Raw genomic sequence first — 18,630 nt, forward strand, 5'->3', positions numbered from 1 at the left:
AGCGGGTGATTCACCATGAAATTTAATTATAAGTGGTTTAATTCTCCGACCCTCTGGCACGGAAAGGATAAAAGTCTCCCTTTGAGAGGGTGTGAGGAAATACTTAATAAAGAAGATATCGGCCATTTATTTTTACCACGAAAACGCAAAGCCACGAGGGTACACGAAGTATAACAAAATCAAATTACTAGCCTTCGTGATTCCTAATGTCATCGTGACTTCGTGGTAAAGTAGAATGTGTTTTTTAAATGCTTGTTGATTTATTTTCTCACAGCCTCTCGAAGGGGAAGCGATCCCGCCAGCTGTCGAAGGGACACTCCTTAGAAACTCATAATTGATAAATATGTCAGGCAATCAACCCGAGTCCTATAAAACAACCTGTTCCTATTGTGGTGTGGGCTGCGGAATTGTGGTTAATAAAGATCATAAAGGAAATATTTCCGTTCAGGGAGATCCGGATCACCCGGTAAATAAAGGGAAACTTTGTTCCAAGGGATTGAACCTGAAGTATGTTGTTGAAGACCAGAGCGACCGGCTGTTGTATCCTGAAATGAAATGGAGTAAAGCGCACCCCTTCAAAAGAGTAAGCTGGGATACGGCAATGGAACGGGCAGCCGCTGCATTTACATCCATCCAGAAAAAATACGGTCCCGACAGTGTTGGATTTTATGTATCAGGGCAATGCCTCACCGAAGGGTACTACCTGGCCAACAAACTGGTGAAAGGCTTTCTTGGCACAAACAACATCGATACCAACAGCCGCCTCTGCATGAGTTCAGCGGTGGCCGCCTATAAAAAAATGCTGGGAGAAGACGCTGTTCCTATCTGCTATGATGACATTGAGCAGGCCGACTGCTTCTTCATTACCGGAGCAAACCCGGCATGGTGTCATCCCATTTTATTCCGGAGAATCGAACAGCATAAAGCCGAAAACCCGAATGTGAAAATCATCGTCGCTGATCCGCGAAAAACTCAGTCCTGTGAACTGGCGGACCTCCATTTGCCTCTGAATCCGGGTACAGATATTTATCTTTGCAATGCTATTGCGAGGGTTTTGATTGAACGCGGAGACATCAACCCGGAGTTTATCGAGAATCATGTAGATGGGTTTGATGAATACCGAAAATCCGTTTTTAAATATTCCGTAGAAGAATCTGCTCAAATATGCGGACTTGAAACGGATCAAATACTTCAGGCAGCATCCTGGATTGGGGATGCCGAGGGATTTATCACCATGTGGGCGATGGGATTAAACCAAAGCGCAATCGGGGTAAAGAAAAATTTTGCACTCATCAGCCTGAACCTGATAACGGGGCAGATTGGTAAACCGGGCGCCGGCCCTTTTTCTCTCACCGGCCAGCCCAATGCTATGGGCGGGCGTGAGGTTGGCGGCATGGCTTCTCTATTGGCTGCTCACAAAGATTTATCTAATCCACAGCATAGACAGGAAGTGGCAGATTTTTGGGACGTTCCGGGTATACAGGAAAAACCGGGATATACGGCAACAGAAATGTTTGATGCCCTCGACGAGGGAAAATTGAAAGCCGTATGGATCATTGCCACCAACCCGATGGTGAGTTTACCGGACGTAAATAAAGCTGAAAGAGCCTTAAAGAAGGCCAGTTTTGTTGTTGTTCAGGATATATCCCGCAAATCTGATACGCTGGAATATGCAGATCTGATACTGCCGGCTGCCGGACATATGGAAAAAGAAGGCACGATGACCAATTCGGAGAGACGGATCGGCCATCTCCAAAAAATCGTCGACCCGCCGGGGGAAGCGCTGCCCGATTCGGAAATTCTGATGAGGTTCGCAAAAGCGATGGGTTTCCACGGGTTTGATTTTGAAACAACCGGAGAAATATTTGAAGAGTACAGCAGGCTGACCGCCGGAACCAATATCAACATTTCCGGCCTGAAATATGAGCATCTGCAAGCCCAGAACACCGTGCAGTGGCCCTTAAACAACCTGCACTCCAGCGGCCAAAAACGTCTTTTCACGGATCATACATTTTATACCGATAACGGAAAAGCACAGCTTTTTCCGCTCGATTCACCTGCAAACACATCCAAAAAACCGACTGACAAATTTCCTCTTGTCCTCACCACCGGCCGTATTCGTGACCAGTGGCATACGATGACCAAGACCGGGAAAGTGAGTAAACTCAAACAGCATATTTCCAAGCCTTTTCTGCAGATTCACCCCAAAGATGCCGCAAACAGAAATATAAAAGATGGCGAAAACATCCGGATTCTGAATTCAAGGGGAGAAGTAAAGGTACATGCCCGGGTTACGGAGGATGTGCGAAAGGGATTGGTATTTCTGCCGATGCACTGGGGAAAATTAAATGGTAAATCAACTGCCAGGGCTAATAATCTAACCCGTAACCTGATTGATCCGATTTCCAAAGAACCTGATTTTAAGTACAGTACCGTTCAGGTTGAAAAAATCACAAAAGAAAAAGAAAAGATTATTGTGATTGGTGCCGGAGCTTCGTCCTATCGTTTTGTGAATACCTACAGAGAGTTGAATCAAACAGATGAAATCCATGTCTTTTCAAACGAACCGACTCCTTTCTATAACAGGGTGCTGCTGCCGGAATATGTTACGGAGCACCTGAGCTGGGAGGATCTGCTTAAATTCAAGAAAAATGAAATAGACAAACTGAATATTCACCTGTACGATTCCACCTCAGTTACATCGATCGACAGGGGAAACAAAACAATAACAGACGATAGCGGTCAAATTCATTCATACGATAAGCTGATCGCCGGTACCGGAAGCCGTGCATTTGTCCCTCCCAACGAACCAGTGGACGAACCCGGTGTTTTTACCATGCGCACGCGTGCCGATGCTGATGCATTGAAAAAATATGTGAACAATGGGGCTCATGTTCTCATCATTGGCGGAGGATTGCTGGGACTTGAACTCGCGGCCGCATTAACCGAAATCGATATCGATATCACAATCGTCCAGCTTGCCTCCAGGTTGATGGAGCGTCAGCTGGATGCGCTGTCAGCCGAGTTGCTGATGGAATTTGTGGAACAGAAAGGAATTACGGTTCATGTGAACGACCAGGTAAAGCAAATCCATACGCAGGCTCATCCCGAATATATACCTGAAGAGGGAATCGGTGCTATTTTAAAAAGCGGCAAAAAATTACACTGCGATGCTGTAGTTTTTGCTATCGGAACACGGCCAAATATAGAAATTCTGAAAGAAGCCGGAGTTGATTGCGGAAGAGGGGTGTTGGTTGATGATACACTTCAAACGTCAGACCCATCGATTTTTGCCATGGGAGAAATTGCCGAGCATCGCGGAAAACTGAACGGAATTACAGCCGCTGCGGAACAACAGGCGGATATAGTAGCCAAAAACCTGGCGGGAGATTCTCTTGCCTTATACGATGGCTCCATCAGCATGAATATTCTCAAGTTTTCGGATCTGGACCTCTGTTCTATCGGGCTGCCGGTTGTGCCATCCGGAGAAAAGGGATATGAAGAGATTCTCTTTATTGACAAATCACAGCAATATTATAAGAAATGCATCATCAAGGATGACCGGCTGGTAGGTGCGATTCTGATGGGGGATAAAGATGAATTTGCTGAATTTAAAAGCCTGATAGAATCAAAAATGGAACTGTCCGATTTACGGAAACAGCTGTTACGTTCGGGTAAATCGAGGGACCCGGTTATCGGGAAAACCGTTTGTTCCTGTAACCATGTGGGCCGGGGGAATATTGAAAAACTGATTGAAAACGGATGTGAGGATTTTAATGATTTATGTGAAAAATCCGGAGCAGGACTTGGCTGCGGAAGCTGTAAACCAGAGGTGCAGCAGATACTGAACGAAAAATTTGTATTAGCATGAATAATAATAACAATGCGATCCCAACACCTCTTGTACGGGTTTTTGTAAAAGGTGGCGTCATATCACCGGCAGATCTGATCCGTATTATGGAAGCTTCCGGCAAAGCTGGTAATTCCTATGTCATGTTTGGGTCCCGCCAGGATATTCTGTTTCCGGTAGTGGATTCGGATGAAGAAAATGTTCGCTCTCATCTTGATGAAACAGGATTGAAATACAATTTTACCGATTCCCAGCTCCTGAAAGCACCCTTACAGTATGAAAATATAGTAAGTTCCTATGTGGCCGTTAACATCACAGATAACACCTGGTGGCTGAAGGAAGACATATTTCACTATATACTCGACAGTTTCGATTATCAGCCTGTTTTGAAGGTGAATATTATCGATCCTATCCAAAGCCTGGTGCCTCTTTTTACCGGTCATTTAAACTTTATCGCCTCAAAACAGGAGCATTACTGGCATCTTTTTATTCGCCAGCCAACTGAAAACGGGAATAAAGCTCCTACACCCTGGCCTGCCCTGATCCATGAAAATGAGATCGCCGTTATCGCTAAAGAAATTGAAAAAAAACTGAAAAAGTCTCCGGGGATGAATCATCGTCGTTTATTCGACGCAGTACAAAATGGTTCAACGTTCCACAGCGTAACTGCTGATGAAGAGATCGCATCGCCAACTGCCCTGTTCCCTTATTATGAAGGATTAAATGCAATGCAGAATAATTTATTCTGGCTCGGTTTATACTGGAGGAATAATTGTTTTGATATTGAATTTCTAAAAGACGCCTGTCGATTATGCCAGGAAACGAAAGTGGGCAAAATCAGCATCACTCCGTGGAAATCTTTTATTATTAAAGGAATCCACCCAAAAAAACGGATTTACTGGGAAAAACTGATGGGCAGGTATGGCATTAATTTGCGCCACTCCTCATTGGAACTGAACTGGCATCTGCCCGTGATGGATGAAGAGGCTCTGAAACTCAAAACCTATCTTGTGAGGGAACTGGATCAGCAGGATATCAGCACACATGGGCTTACGTTTACAATCAAAACAAATCCCGATATGCTGTTGTTCACATCTGTGGTGATTGAAAAATCGTCGGAGACATCAGGGCTGAATGGCGAACCGTTATATAATATACTTTATGCACGTGATTTTAATCCGAATCATTCAGAATATTTCAATTTTTCCAAACATGTTGAAAAACGCCAGCTTCCGACTTTGCTGATTAAATTAAGTAAGATCTATTTCCAGCAGCTGGCTACAGAAGAACCGGATGAAATTAAAACTGTATTTGAAAAAAAGAGTTCATATAAACAGGTTTCGAGCTATCAATGCAGCAATTGTATGACCGTATATGACAAAAAATATGGCGCCCCCGATAGCGGCGTAAAACCCGGAACACCTTTTGATCAATTACCCGGTGATTATATCTGTCCGCTGTGCAGCAGTGCCAAAACAGAATTTATTCCGCTGGTTGAATATTAATGAGGAAAAAGCTTAATTACCTGAGTTCGATTCATAAATTAAGATTTTAAAAGTCCCCTTTGAAGGGGGCAATGGGGGATGAACAGTAGTGAAATTAAAGCCATAAATTAAATATTTGGATCAAATCAACGCTCAGCGGATCATCCCCCAAGGCTCTTTCGAGCCTTTTCCCCCTTCTAAGGGGGACTTTTTTATCCATCGATTTTATCTTGAACTCACGTTAATTTATAGTTAAATCTATACTCTATTTCTCTCTGTTGATACTCATCCGGACTAAAAATTTATTCAGATATGACATCAGATAAACCACTATCGGGATTAAATGCTGTTTGTTTTGAAAGCCGATTATCCGAATCAGCCGCCAATCTTCTTGAGAAATATGGAGCGAATGTGATCAGTGCTCCCTCTATGCAGGAAGTGCCGCTCGAAAAGCACGACGAAGTTTTCGGGTTCGGTAAAAAACTTTTTAACGGTGAGATTGATATTCTCATCTGTACAACCGGCGTAGGTACTCAAATGCTGATTAATGCCCTCGAAACAAGGTATGAGCTGGAGAAAATACTGGACGCATTGAGAAGTGTCACAATTGTGGTTCGAGGGCCCAAACCAATTCGGGTACTAAAAAAATACAAGGTGTCGTTTGAGGTTACCGTACCCGCCCCTAATACATGGAAGGAGATTCTTGAATCGATGGATAATGATGAACAGACCAGCAGCCTGACAGAAAAAACAGTGGCGGTACAGGAGTATGGTGAATCAAATGATGATCTCCTTCGTGAACTCAAACAGAGAGGAGCTGTCGTTTTACCGGTACGCGTATACCGCTGGGAATTACCGGATGACACGAAACCTTTGATGAAGGGCATACAGGCCGTCTTGGATGGAAATGTAGCGATGGCGCTTTTTACAAGTAAAACGCAAATTGATCATGTTATGCAGGTGGCATCGGAAAAAGGGATGGAAAGCCCCTTGAAGGAAGCCATGAATAATCTTTTCGTTGCTTCAATCGGTCCAGTTTGCACCGGCGGACTTCATTCGTATGGAATCAAGGTAGATTTTGAGCCTACACGATCTAAACTTGGTGTTTTTGTAAGAGAAATAAGTCATGAATTTGAAGATCCTTCCTCACAACTTTAATTGCAGAAGCATATCCACAAGTCGGGGCAACTCAATTACAGGAAAACATCGGGAAATGGCTGAGTTGGTCCAATTGTAATCAGATTATTGGGTGTCCCACTTTCGAACACGTGTTTCAAATTCTCATTTTGGAACAAATATCTGTCAGCTGAATAGTTATGTATATATCGCTATCAATAAACGGCTGCAAGATGGCTTATTCTTACCATTTAATGATCAGAAATTGCGGAGAATAATTTTTCTTCTATTTTACCTGATGGATTGCAGCTTACAAACCGTTAAATAAAACCCAAATATACCTTAACCACTATGAAAACTATTAAGGCAGGTTTACTATTTACGATTGTTCTTTTCACATTCCAGACTTCCTTTGCACAGTCCGGCAGTTTCTCTGAAATATTTAAACAGCATTTTAATGAAACAGTCCAAAAAGTTGAGCAGGCTGAAAGTGCAGATGAAAAACGGACTTATCTGAACGATTCATTTGACGATATGCTCACTGCCATTGAGCGAATCGAGCGTTCAGCAAACCTTTCAGATGATGAACAGGCGCAGCTGATCTCATTTAAAGAAGATGTTGAAGAGAGAAAAAGCGAGCTTAACGGACTCGACGGATTTGACGAGATTGTAGATGAAGATCTCGATGATTTTTCCAATTTCTCTCAACAGATGATGGAACAGGCCAACCGGACGGTTACCATCAGCCTCACCTCTGCACTGCTAATTGTATTGATACTGCTGCTCTTGTAACGCATATAACAATTCACTCACATCAGGCATCTTTCTGATTTAAGGAAGATGCCTGTTTTATTCCTTACTTATTGAACGATCACACATCTTTATTCACGTTTTTTTCACTTTTGCTCCTGCTCATTACGGGATGCAGCACCCATTCACTGGTTTCACAAGAACCGGTTCCTGAAGAATCTCCCGATTATACCCTCTTTTTTTACATCCATGGTGATTCCGATTATCTCTTCCATCAATCCGGCGGAGAAGCAATTCATGCCGATGAACACGCCCTTGATAAAGCTCTGAATGCAGCAAAAAAAGCCGAAACAGGTGAGGTTTATATCTTTCATCATCGGGCGGAAAAGAACTTTCTGGGGTTGATTCCCCGCAGAAAAAGTCAGTTTTATCATTTCCAAAACGGACAGGAAATTCAGCGTATAAAGTATCGCCGATCCTCTGATGATCTATTTATGGAGGCCGAAAACCGGCTGCATGCATTATATGGTTCAGATCCGGATCCGGCAGACAAACCGGCCTATTTTTTATATTTTGGCCACGAAATACCTTTGGAAGTTCACAGGGGATATAACGCATCCCATTCAAACACTGTGGTTGATACTAAGGCGTTTGCGACCGGGCTGAGCGCGTTTATCGGTGAAGATCACTCCTACGATCTCGTTGCTCTTTCAAGCTGCAGTAACGGAACACCGGCCATGGCGAAATATCTTCAGGAAACCGCGCGATACCTGCTCGCATCTCCACAAAACCTGCATCTGTCTCACATTAATTTCACATCCCTCGAATTACTTAACGAGTCTCCGGATATCGATCCGGGCCATCTTGCCGAAAAAATTGCAGCAGAGTCTTACGACAGACTTACAGAATCTGTACAAACGGTTGTTTCGCTGGCTGTGTATGATCTGGAAGTTACAGGAGGATATATTGAAGAGTTGTATAGCAAAACCCGGGAGTATTTGAATCACGAAACTCCAAACCTGTTCAAAGAAAACCGGGACTGCATAGAACTGCCGTTTTTTGATAAGGATCAATATTCGGATGGTGTTCGGCTCTTTTACCGACCACCCCGCTTCGGCTCGCGAAGTTCTTCTGAAACCCACTCCGGCTGGGGATGCAAAATCGTTGATTAATCCAGGCTTCTGCCCGATTTCTGTTTCACACCCGGAATTTGTTCAAGTCTGTGGCACATCAAACCAATCAAAAATAACCAGGCGGAGAAAAGGCCTATCATAACAGAAAACAGATTTCCTCCCGGAACACCTGTCTGATTAACCGATTGTGTAAATGCATCAAACGTTCCTGATGAGATGATTTCTCCGTCACCTGCAAAAGCTATGGTAACAGCAAATAACAGAAGCACGATTGCAGCCACTGTTGTAATAATTATTGATTTCATTTTATTCTCTTAACCCACAGTCATTTTAATTTCTGTTAAACTACAGTATCTATTCAATTTCTCAAAGCTGCTTTCTGAAACTAGCTTAGATACGGATTTTTTACTGAACCCCATCTTCGTTGAAATCATCCCCGCCTTCATCAATAAATTGCACGTTGCCAAAGGCATTAATGTGAAATTCGAAGTAACGGGTGTGAATACAACCAGCAGGGCAATCTCCCCATTTCTTTTTATACCGAAACGAGATAAATGTTTCTTCAATCCCGGCAAGGATATCATTTCCATCACCTGCAATATTGTTTGACTCACTATTAATGATCTCTTCAATTTTCTCAAAGTCCATTGCCATCGCAACGGGGTTGAGAAGCTTTTCAGTAGCAAGAATTGCCGTTCCGTACGAATTGGTTTCAGTTTCAGAATAGCTTTCCAAGACCAGGTCATATTTTTGAATCAGCTCATCCACTGCTGCATTCCCTGTTTCCGTTTCCCCTTCTCTCCAGGCCTGCAGCCAGTCCGATGCACCTTCTTTATCCGGCATCACTATAATTTCACCATGCTTCATGCGGGGCCTGGCTCGGATTTCGAATTCATTGGTTACCCGATTTGCTTCATCCAGTCCGCTATTTACCACATGAACGAGCGCATTATAGTACAGATCCACCAAACCGTCCGGAATTTCAACTTCTGTGGAGTCCGCCGAATTTACATCACGCAGCGCAAGTTCCACTGCACTTTTATACCACTCTTGGCGTTCGCCGGCTGTAAGATGGCCATCTTCAGCCTCAGCGATTGACTGTCCATTTTCCCAGTCAATAGGCAGGGTATCCTCACCGGAATCGAGCACGCTCTCGCAGGAGAAGAATATGGCTGAAATGATCAGAATCAACAGGGTATTCCATCTTTCTGCATGTAACATAATGTGTGATATTTTTTCTTTTGGGTTTACCTTTTATACACATCAGAAAATCAGACACCTACTTGACTGGAAAATGATTCTCGGGGAGAGCGGTTTTTTCTATAGAGAGTGCTGAACCAGGTAATCACATATACCACGATAGCCTAAAAGGATATCTGAAGACTTACCGATGGGTAGAACCCGGGCATCGTTCTTTCACCGGTTCTGTACCTTGTTACACTGCCATTTTCAAATACAGGCACAAGGTTTTTTTCAAGTTCATTTTTCCTGTTGAGGATATTCACCAGGTCGAGACGGAGTTCCATATCGGCCCTCCCGGCTGACGGGGAATAGACCAGCGAAAAATCTACCTGACTAAAGGGGCTTAAAAAATCCTGCTCCGGGCTGCTAAAATCGAACCCTTCAGCATTGATCGGTTCAGCAAGCTGCAAATAGTTGTAATACGCCTCCCGATAAGCCCAGGTCCGCCCATAAATCCCCTGCCAGCGCACAGATGCCTTTAAGTCAGAGAGCACTCTCCACATCATTCGGAATTGCACACGATGAGGGTCACTCCATGGAGCCGGAACCGTTTTCCCGAATTGCGATGTCATATCTACCCGGGTGAAGCTGTAATCGTAGCCGCCCATCAATGATATTCGATCATTGGCAACCGACCGGTTCGCACGAATGCTTCCGCCCAGGGCTCTCATCTCAGTTGATTCGGCAAACGCGCTCACTTCCGAACGGTCTAAATCCTCTCCGGTAAGAAGGTTTCTGTATGATGTGATGTTCGTTACCGGCTGCCATTTATAGTACGCTTCCAGCCGAAGTGTACTGTTTTCTGAGGGTGCAAGATACCATGATCCGGCAAGATGATACGCTTTTGGAATCTCTTCATTGCCGGCATGAGACCAGATTGAAAATCCCGGCACAACTGCCGAAGCTCCCGTATTTGTGATCGAATATTCATTAATAAACTGCCGGTATAGCCCCCCTGAAATCCGGGCCGACCAGTACCCGATGCGCGATTCTGCCTTGTCGTACTGTACGGATATTCTCGGCTCGGCATATACGGTTTGATTGCCGTCTAAATACGTCAGCCTGCTGCCTAACGACAGATGCCAAAAGCTTCCAAAACGGTAATTTCCCGTGAGATGAGAGCTGACCATTGAAGATTTTACATTGGAAAATGTAGGCAGGTAGTTTCCTTCTTCCACATCAACACCGGAACGGACGTGATCGAGATGTAAACCTGTTTCCACTTCAAAGTTTGATGAAAAGCTGTAGGTCAGATCAGAACCGGCCCTGAAATGATGAATATTATTCCCCTCGATGGATCCCGGCAGTTCTGTAAAACTGCCCGAACCACCAATTTCATGTGAAAAAGATGCCCGGTCCAATGTAGTTGTAAACCATATAGGGGCATTTGTGGTACGGATGTCACTGCTGTGACTGAACGAACCGTAACTATAGCTCATCTTCGTCCGGAAATTGATTCGCGGGGACAACAGACTGTTCCAGCTGATTTGCCCAACCCTGTTTTTCCATTGATACTGCTCAGCAGCATATAAAAAAGGCACCACATTCACGTCAGGGATAGAGCGATTCAGCACCGCTGTATTTAATTCGTTTTCCGATGCGTAAAATGAAGCATAGAGTTCATTAAAAGAGTTAATGGTAAGACGGGAAGCAAAATGAGCATCATAAAAATTGAGCTCTGAATCATGATCAACCGGACTGTAAAGTGCGGCATCGGTTTCAATCGCTTCCGTCTGATTTAGTATAAGCGGATCAATTTGATCCCAGGACCGGAGCGACTCTCGCAAAACCGGGTCTCTGTACGTATCCCAATAGCTGTTTCTGAACGCGCTCATCACCTGCAGTGAAGATTCATCACCCAAATCAAATGAATAGTCGCCCCGCAGGTTAATCGCCAGGGGATCTGCCTGAAGTGTGGCTCCCCGATTTCCCACAGCTCCTAAATCGTGGGATAGATCCACCGCACCTGACAGGCTGCTTGCTTCAGAAGCACCGAATCCTGCGCGGTTCAGGGTTACCCGCCCGATGGCGTGCGGACTAAACGCGCTGAACATCTTCCCGATTGAGTGCGGATTGTAGACCGGTGCCCCGTCCAGCAGCAGCCGGTTTTCGCTCTGCTGACTGCCCTGCAGCTGAATTCCGTTCATAGGTAAACCGTGCTGAACTCCGGGCACAAGGCTCAAATCCCTGATAGGGCTACTCATCATGGCTTCCGCTTCAAGAGTTTCTCCGTTGTTCGGATTTGAATTCGAATAGCTGCCAAAAACTCCCGGGCGATGAGATTCAACAATTACAGGAGCAACAGTGAGCTGCTTCGGTTGCAAGCTCACTGTCTCCTGTATGCGCTCATTTGGCGGGATACGTACCGATTTAGTTACCGCTTCATATCCCACATAGCTAAAAATGATGGTGTACTCCCCGCTGATCAGCCTTGATATAGCAAAGTTGCCGGACTGTCCTGTACTGGTTCCGCCTGATGCATCTGCCAGCATCACGGTGGCTCCCGGAAGCGGGTGCCCGGTACGGCCATCAACCACTTTCCCCGTAAACACACCGTAGGCTGGGTCTTCCGCTGCAACCGTTACGATCACGATTGTCCCGGATGAAAGCGTGAGGAAATCAAGACCATGAGCGGACAGTACCGATCTTAGAAGGTCTCTGATTTCAAGATTTTGAACTCTCTGATACACCTCAGCACCCCGGATAATATCCGGATCGTAAACAAGATCTATTTCTGCTTCTCGTGCTATTCGGTCGAGTACCGTTTCCAGCGACTCTCCCCTGAAATCAAAACTGAAACGTACCGGGTCACTATCCTGCGCAGCGGCCGGCACGCTAAAAACAGACAGCGCGGATACGGCCAAAACAATATAAATCCGGAGTAGCTTCATCTGACTTCGTTATTGATAGATTTTGAGCTCGGTCAACTCACGAAAATTCTTCATTTAATCCAAAGAAATTGCCTTTAAGTATAATTGGAGATGCTAATAAACCCTGAAACCGTTAGCGGTTCTCGCGTAATTTAAGCCGGCCACGGTACAGATATCATCCAGCAGCGATTCAACACTCTCCACCTGCCGGTAATACCCGGTTAGCGTTTCTGTGGCAGCACGGCTGTTTTCCAGATCAACCCTCACGCCGAAACGACGTTCAACTTCCCTGAAAATATGGCCCAGCGGTTCATCATAAAATACGAACATTCGCTCCCGCCAGCCGGTAATGAGTTCCATATCCGCCTCGGCTGGTTCTTCAGGCTTAACACTGCCGGCACTCCACGTTGATCTGTATCCTGCCGTGAGATTTACCCTGTTCTGATCCATTCCTTCCGGGAAAAAGAGAACCGAACCGCTTTTTACAGCTACACGGGTTTTATCACCTGGATCATCTGCCCAGGAGCGAACTGAAAATTCAGTCCCTGTAACTTCGGTTACTGTTCCGTTGGCTTTCACGATAAATGGTACATTTCCGTTTTTCACATCAAACCACGCCTCTCCGTTAAGAGAAAGTGTTCGGTTGGTTACCCCAAACAGACGGTTAAACTGCACAGTCGTACCGCTGTTCAGCTCAATGAGGCTGCCGTCGGGCAGCTCGAGCTCCGCAATCTCACCGTAGGGCGCGGTAACATTCCGGGGCATAAAAAAGAGCACTGCGCCAAACAGGATCAGTGCTACTGCAGCGACCAGGTAACGGCTGTAACGGTGAATGTAGCCGGAAATCTCCGGTTTCTGCGACTCTGTTTCGAGCCGTATGTGCAGATCCTTCAGTGCATCTTCGGTTTCAGATTCCCCGGGCAAATCAAAATCTTTCCACTCATCTGCGCCGGCAGAAACATCCCATATCTTTTGCAGATCTTCATCTTGCAAAGGGTGGGTATCTTTCGGTTTTTTATCTTTCTCAGACATCCTGGATTTTGCTCTTTTCCTGTTGATATTCATCGTAACACTCCCTCAATGTCCGGAGTGCAGCCACGATATGATTGTTTACGGTTTTCGGGGATACATCCATAACCCCGGCAATTTCTTCATGGTCGAGCCCTTCAAACCGGCTTAGTTGAAAAGCTTCTTTTTGGCGTTCCGGCAGATCGCCAATCCAATTTGTAAACTTCTGCTGAAGTGAATCTTCATCGCCGGGAGCCGTTTCCGGATGTTCTGAATCTTCAACTGACTGACCAGATGCCACATCATGATCCACATAAACGCCTGACCTGTCACGAATCAGATTGAGTGCCCGGTTGCGCACCATTGTATACAAAAAACTTTTCAGGGATTTTTCCGGATCAACCCTTTCACGTCGTTTCCACAGAGTGAAAAAACACTCCTGTACCACATCGCAGGCCGCGGTTCGGTCACGGGTATACCGCACCGCAAACCGTACCAAAACGGGATAACTGCTCCGAAACAGTTCATCAAAAGCCTTACGGTTTGACCGGCTGATCTGCTTCGCCCACAAAGTAAATTGTTGATCCGACGGATTATTCATCTGTTTGTTCTGTCATTTATACACAAGCTTTAAAGCATGTACCTATCGTGAACTTAAAATTTATTTCACAGAGCATCGAATTGCCCTTCACGTAACGGATGTTTTTCAAAATCTTTTTCAAATCATCACAAATTATCTTCTTTTTCCCGTTCAGATTCTCATACAGCACATATATTCTTCAAATTATTTAACTGCCAATTGTAAAATAATTTTCACTGATTATTAACCTGCTGCCCGTCAGTAAGATAGGCATTTCCACCTACTGAGATAGCATATTACCTGCGGGAACATTACTAAATCGCAGGTCGTTACAGCGTATGATTCAAATATACAGAGAGCATCTTTGTTGAAAGAATCCTTAACCCCCAATTAAACAACGAATCAAATGACAATTATTAAAACCACTTTTGTGGCGCTGATTGCGATAACGCTTTTCGCAATGGCACCTCATACAACCACTGAAAAAGAACAGGATCACAATCACCATAATATTGTGGAACTTGCTTCTGAAAATGAAAACCTCTCTACACTTGTTGCAGCTATAGATGCTGCAGGCCTTGTAGAGACACTTGAAGGTGACGGACCGTTTACTGTCTTCGCTCCCACCAACGAAGCCTTCGATGCACTGCCTGAAGGTACGCTGGAATCGTTGCTTCAGCCTGAAAACCGAGAACTTTTGGTTGAAATTCTCACCTATCATGTCGTACCGGGCAAAGTAATGTCTGGCGATCTGAGTGACGGCATGAGTGCCGAGACTGTGCAAGGAAGCGAAGTTTCAATTTCGGTATCCGATTATGGCGTGCGTGTGGATGAAGCCTCCGTATCTGAAGCGGATATTGAAGCCAGTAATGGTGTTGTACATGTAATCGATTCGGTTATTTTACCTCCGGAAGATACCTCATCCGGTTACTAAATCCGTTCAATTTTTTACCCTAAACCACGTTCTGACATTCAGGGCGTGGTTTTTTTTATTTTACCCCGTCGTTGAAACTCTTTTCCAAACGATCCCGTAAAATTTCGAACAGAACATTTACAAGGCTTAAATGCCTTTCAATTCTTCATCTTCGAAATTATGAAACCATCAAACCAGATTCTCTCTACTGCATTTCTTTTCATACTATTTCAATTTGCTCTTGCTGCCCAGGTTATTGGCCAATCGGGTGGTATCACCATTTCTGATGATGAAATGGACGTCTTTTTCACGGAACGAATTCCGCCTTCCGATGCAATTGAAGCTATACAAACCCGTGAGGGTTCAGTTGACCTGCTGCTGACCGAGAACGATCTCGTCATTCAATTTTCTAATAAAGGTCTGGAGAAGATGGCTGCGGAGATCCAGGGAGATAAAAGCGACTCCCAATTTGAAGCAATCATAAAGTCGATGGTAAGCAGCGGCGTGCAAACCTTCCTCGATCGCGCAATGATTATTCCCTATTATGAAATAGATGAGATTTCATATTCAGACGGAAGGCTAATCATACTAAATAAAGATGGCAAAGAGATATTTGGTGATCTGGAATTCAACGATTCGAAGGTGGTAGAAAACTTTTCACGGCGTGATGCCCGCAAATTTGTATCGGCGGCAGAACGGCTTCTTTATTGATCCGGATGAAATTTGCAGATATATAACCTGATAAAAAAAGCCGCGTCTCTTTCGAAACGCGGCTTTTTTATGTACTTATCTGATTTAATACCTTCGCTTTATGAAGGGTCCAGTATATTATCAATGCGCCTGTCTATATCATTCAGGTGTGCAATGGTTGCACGATGATTTGTGCGGTTTTTAGCACTCTGCACATCACTCTGAAGTTGTTCAAGCTGTTCTCTTGCCATCGGGCGAATATCAGACTGGCTTACATTTACCTGTGTCCAACCTATTTGCTGCCGGAATGCTGCCGGAATGGAAGGAAGGTCTCCCGTCATCAAATACTCCATCCGTTCAACGTAGGCTCTCTGCAGATTTCTGCGATAAACGTTGATTTCTGATCCGCCGCTCAGTTCCGTCCATACCGCTGACCGTACATCATCCATAAATTCAAATGGTGAGTAGACATTTTCGGCCCGGTTTTCATACTCAATCAACCGTGCAAGTCGCTGAGGATCGAGGATGTTATTCAGCACACTGGCCTGGCGACCGCGGAAAGAGTCCACAAAATCGGCCTGGTTGATACGGCTGAGAATATCTTCATTATATACCCAAGTTGGTGCCGTGAAAGCGTGTCGCTCAAGAAACTCCATCGCGCGTTTTTGGTCTTCTACAGATACAGGGCTGTATACAGCTCCATCCTGCTCAAACGTTTTATGATCTTCAAATACACCACCAATATTTGCGGCAACATGCCCCATATATCGTCCCCATTGTGCCACAACATTTCCATAGAGTTCTGAAAGGTGGCTGAAATCAGAGCCTTCTTCTGATATCCAGTCGATCAGGTTATCCGTGATGACCTGCAGGTTTGCCAGCCCATATTCACTGGCGCGCATGGCATCATCCCCGAGATCTTCATTTTGAGATCTTGGATCGATTCTGCTGGAGGTTTGCCTGCCGTAGAAATAGTGAGGATCGTCTGCACGCTCTCGAACCCATTTGTTCAGCGTATCACGCTGCTCTTCTATCGGCATATCTCCAAACCAGGTATATCCCCATTTTACAGACCATTTATCGTACTCACCCACACGCGGCAGGAAGTTTGTGACGCCGTCGCCGGGTTGCGCAATGTAATTAAATCGTGCATAATCCATGATCGAAGGTGCCGTACCGTGGTTGTCGGTATACGTTGGTGATCGCAGGGAATCAACCGGCGTGGCATAACTGGAACCGAAGTTATGCGGCAGGCCAAGTGTATGCCCAACTTCATGAGCGGAAACAAATCGAATAAGTTCCCCCATTACTTCGTCATCCATATCCACAGCACGCGCTTCGGGGTTTGCAGCAGCAGTTTGTACGAAGTACCAGTTTCTAAGCAGGTTGGCAACATTATGGAACCATCCGATAGATGAGGTGATAATCTGCCCTGAACGCGGATCATTTACATGTGGCCCGTATGCATTTTGGGTCGATGACGCGAAATATCGGATCATGCTGTACCGAACATCTTCTGGACTAAAATCTGGGTCTTCCTCTTCAGTCGGAGCCATTTTACCGTAAATTGCATTTTTGAAACCCGCAGCCTCAAATGCAACCTGCCAGTCATCCACACCCTGAATCAGCCACTCCCGGTAGCGTTCGGGAGTTGCCCGGTCAACATAAAAAATGATCGGTTCTTCCGGCTCAACCAGTTCTCCGCGCAAATACGCTTCTTTATCTTTTGGCACCAGGTTCCAGCGGGTGATGTTACGCACCTGTTCTGCCCGGTGAACATCCCGCCCGTAATCGCGCTGAGTTGCGCTGAAGTAACCCACGCGTTCATCATATGTGCGTGCCTGTACCGGCTGTTTCGCCATCAGGATCATGCTATGATTTACTTCCAGTGTGATGGCGCCGGTTGCTGAATTCGAGGGTGGATTTCCCGCTTCGTAAGTCAGCAGATGACGTGCTTCTACATTTTCAGGGAAACTTCGAATACGTTCTATATAACTTCTGCTGCCGTCAAGCCGGCGTACCTGGTACTGCTGCCGGCGATTCTGCTGAAGGCCAAGCGCCGGGACATCCGTAGAAAAGAGGTTTGTAACATCAATTACCGTACCGGTTGAATCTTCATTCAGTGCCTTGATATCAAAAGACATGATGATCGGCTCAAAATTTGAATTTCTTACCGCTTCATAAATCGGAAGAGAGTCGCTTGCCGTATTCTGGAACGACACCCGCCGAAGCAGAATATCATCCTGACGTCTCTCCCAGCGTAAAACCTGGTTACTGAGTCGCTCACCGCCATACCCGATGCCATCTGCTGTTCTGGATATTCGTGATACCATCAGCATTTCACGCCCCAGGAGTGAGTCTGGAATTTCGTAGTAAAACGTACCGTCGTCTTCATAAACCGTAAAAAGTCCGTCATCTTTCTCAAACGAATCTTCAATAACCTCACTAAAAGGTTTGATTTCATTATCGTTAGGGGCTGTTCTCGGCGGAGTGGGCCTGTCAGCGGGGGCGTCATCGGTAGATGAACCGAAAATTCCGCAGCCCGTAATCAGGAAAAGCGAAAGCGCTCCAATTAATAGTTTTGTAGCAATTTTGTGTATATACATATAGTTGAATGATTTTTTTCAATGAATGGGGTTAAAGTCGTCTTATGCATACTATGCATCAAGTAAAAAAAACAGCTTTATGTAAAATATTTAAAAATGGATCTCATTTTACCCTGTATCTTCTTAATACTACTATTTTCTAAAGTTTCAGTATTGTGCTGACCTTTAATCCAGCCATTAATGAATTCGTTCACTTTGTTCATCTAATTAGCGGGTTACAAGAAGTTTCCAGCTCTTTAAATCACCGGATGAATCATTCAGGGATCATGAATGGATCCGGTTCGAATAAATACCTCGGGGAAAAGCCCACGAGGTATCAACTTGGATCCATACCTTTTGGATCGGTATGGAGTTTATTCCGGAGCGTCCCATTTTAATTCTCCGGTAA

General features: G+C 45.1%; 13 protein-coding genes. 7 read left to right on the plus strand and 6 right to left on the minus strand.

What is annotated here, in order from left to right; genetic code table 11:
* The first annotated feature begins 343 nt into the window (after window positions 1-343).
* The 5 genes from DYD21_RS15160 (at window position 344) to DYD21_RS15180 (ending at window position 8,372) form a co-directional block, all read left to right on the plus strand.
* Window positions 344-3,871: a nitrate reductase gene (locus DYD21_RS15160; protein ID WP_116037840.1), complete on the plus strand. Its 3,528-nt coding sequence runs from the start codon at window positions 344-346 to the stop codon at window positions 3,869-3,871.
* Window positions 3,868-5,355 carry a rubredoxin gene (locus tag DYD21_RS15165; protein WP_116037841.1) on the plus strand — a complete coding sequence of 496 codons (1,488 nt, stop codon included), beginning with the start codon at window positions 3,868-3,870 and terminating at the stop codon, window positions 5,353-5,355. The genes DYD21_RS15160 and DYD21_RS15165 overlap by 4 nt, the downstream gene beginning before the upstream one ends.
* A gap of 291 nt (window positions 5,356-5,646) precedes the next feature.
* Complete coding sequence (locus tag DYD21_RS15170) at window positions 5,647-6,492, plus strand: uroporphyrinogen-III synthase (RefSeq protein WP_116037842.1); 846 nt, start codon at window positions 5,647-5,649, stop codon at window positions 6,490-6,492.
* Between the two features lie 309 nt (window positions 6,493-6,801).
* Entirely contained in the window at window positions 6,802-7,242 is a 441-nt protein-coding gene (locus tag DYD21_RS15175; protein ID WP_116037843.1) for a hypothetical protein, read from the plus strand.
* Window positions 7,243-7,352: 110 nt separating this feature from the next.
* The gene (locus DYD21_RS15180) at window positions 7,353-8,372 is read left to right on the plus strand and encodes a hypothetical protein (protein WP_147303610.1); all 1,020 of its coding nucleotides are present in this window, start codon (window positions 7,353-7,355) and stop codon (window positions 8,370-8,372) included.
* Here DYD21_RS15180 and DYD21_RS15185 read toward each other — a convergent pair.
* The 5 genes from DYD21_RS15185 to DYD21_RS15205 all read right to left on the minus strand — a co-directional run bounded on the left by DYD21_RS15185 (window position 8,369) and on the right by DYD21_RS15205 (window position 14,054).
* Window positions 8,369-8,638 carry a hypothetical protein gene (locus DYD21_RS15185; RefSeq protein ID WP_116037845.1) on the minus strand — a complete coding sequence of 90 codons (270 nt, stop codon included), beginning with the start codon at window positions 8,636-8,638 and terminating at the stop codon, window positions 8,369-8,371. The genes DYD21_RS15180 and DYD21_RS15185 overlap by 4 nt on opposite strands.
* Window positions 8,639-8,738: 100 nt before the next feature.
* Window positions 8,739-9,554 carry a hypothetical protein gene (locus tag DYD21_RS15190; protein ID WP_116037846.1) on the minus strand — a complete coding sequence of 272 codons (816 nt, stop codon included), beginning with the start codon at window positions 9,552-9,554 and terminating at the stop codon, window positions 8,739-8,741.
* A gap of 143 nt (window positions 9,555-9,697) precedes the next feature.
* Window positions 9,698-12,466 (minus strand): carboxypeptidase-like regulatory domain-containing protein, encoded by a 2,769-nt coding sequence (locus DYD21_RS15195; RefSeq protein WP_116037847.1) that lies wholly within the window; start codon window positions 12,464-12,466, stop codon window positions 9,698-9,700.
* A gap of 93 nt (window positions 12,467-12,559) precedes the next feature.
* A complete protein-coding gene (locus DYD21_RS15200) occupies window positions 12,560-13,477 on the minus strand; it encodes a FecR family protein (protein ID WP_158607321.1) in 918 nt (305 codons plus the stop codon).
* The gene (locus DYD21_RS15205) at window positions 13,470-14,054 is read right to left on the minus strand and encodes an RNA polymerase sigma-70 factor (protein ID WP_116037849.1); all 585 of its coding nucleotides are present in this window, start codon (window positions 14,052-14,054) and stop codon (window positions 13,470-13,472) included. Before DYD21_RS15205 ends, DYD21_RS15200 begins: the two co-directional genes overlap by 8 nt.
* A 385-nt stretch (window positions 14,055-14,439) precedes the next feature.
* On the opposite strand from DYD21_RS15205, the gene DYD21_RS15210 reads away from it, so the two are divergent.
* Window positions 14,440-14,967, plus strand: a complete 528-nt coding sequence (locus DYD21_RS15210) for a fasciclin domain-containing protein (protein ID WP_233505556.1) — start codon at window positions 14,440-14,442, stop codon at window positions 14,965-14,967.
* 159 nt (window positions 14,968-15,126) lie between these two features.
* Complete coding sequence (locus tag DYD21_RS15215; RefSeq protein WP_116037850.1) at window positions 15,127-15,657, plus strand: hypothetical protein; 531 nt, start codon at window positions 15,127-15,129, stop codon at window positions 15,655-15,657.
* Window positions 15,658-15,755: 98 nt separating this feature from the next.
* On the opposite strand, the gene DYD21_RS15220 is transcribed toward DYD21_RS15215, so the two are convergent.
* Window positions 15,756-18,242, minus strand: a complete 2,487-nt coding sequence (locus DYD21_RS15220; RefSeq protein ID WP_116037851.1) for a zinc-dependent metalloprotease — start codon at window positions 18,240-18,242, stop codon at window positions 15,756-15,758.
* Window positions 18,243-18,630 lie beyond the last annotated feature (388 nt).

Origin of the sequence: Rhodohalobacter sp. SW132 (assembly GCF_003390325.1) — a bacterium.
In the GTDB taxonomy this organism is placed as follows: Bacteria; Bacteroidota; Rhodothermia; order Balneolales; family Balneolaceae; genus SW132.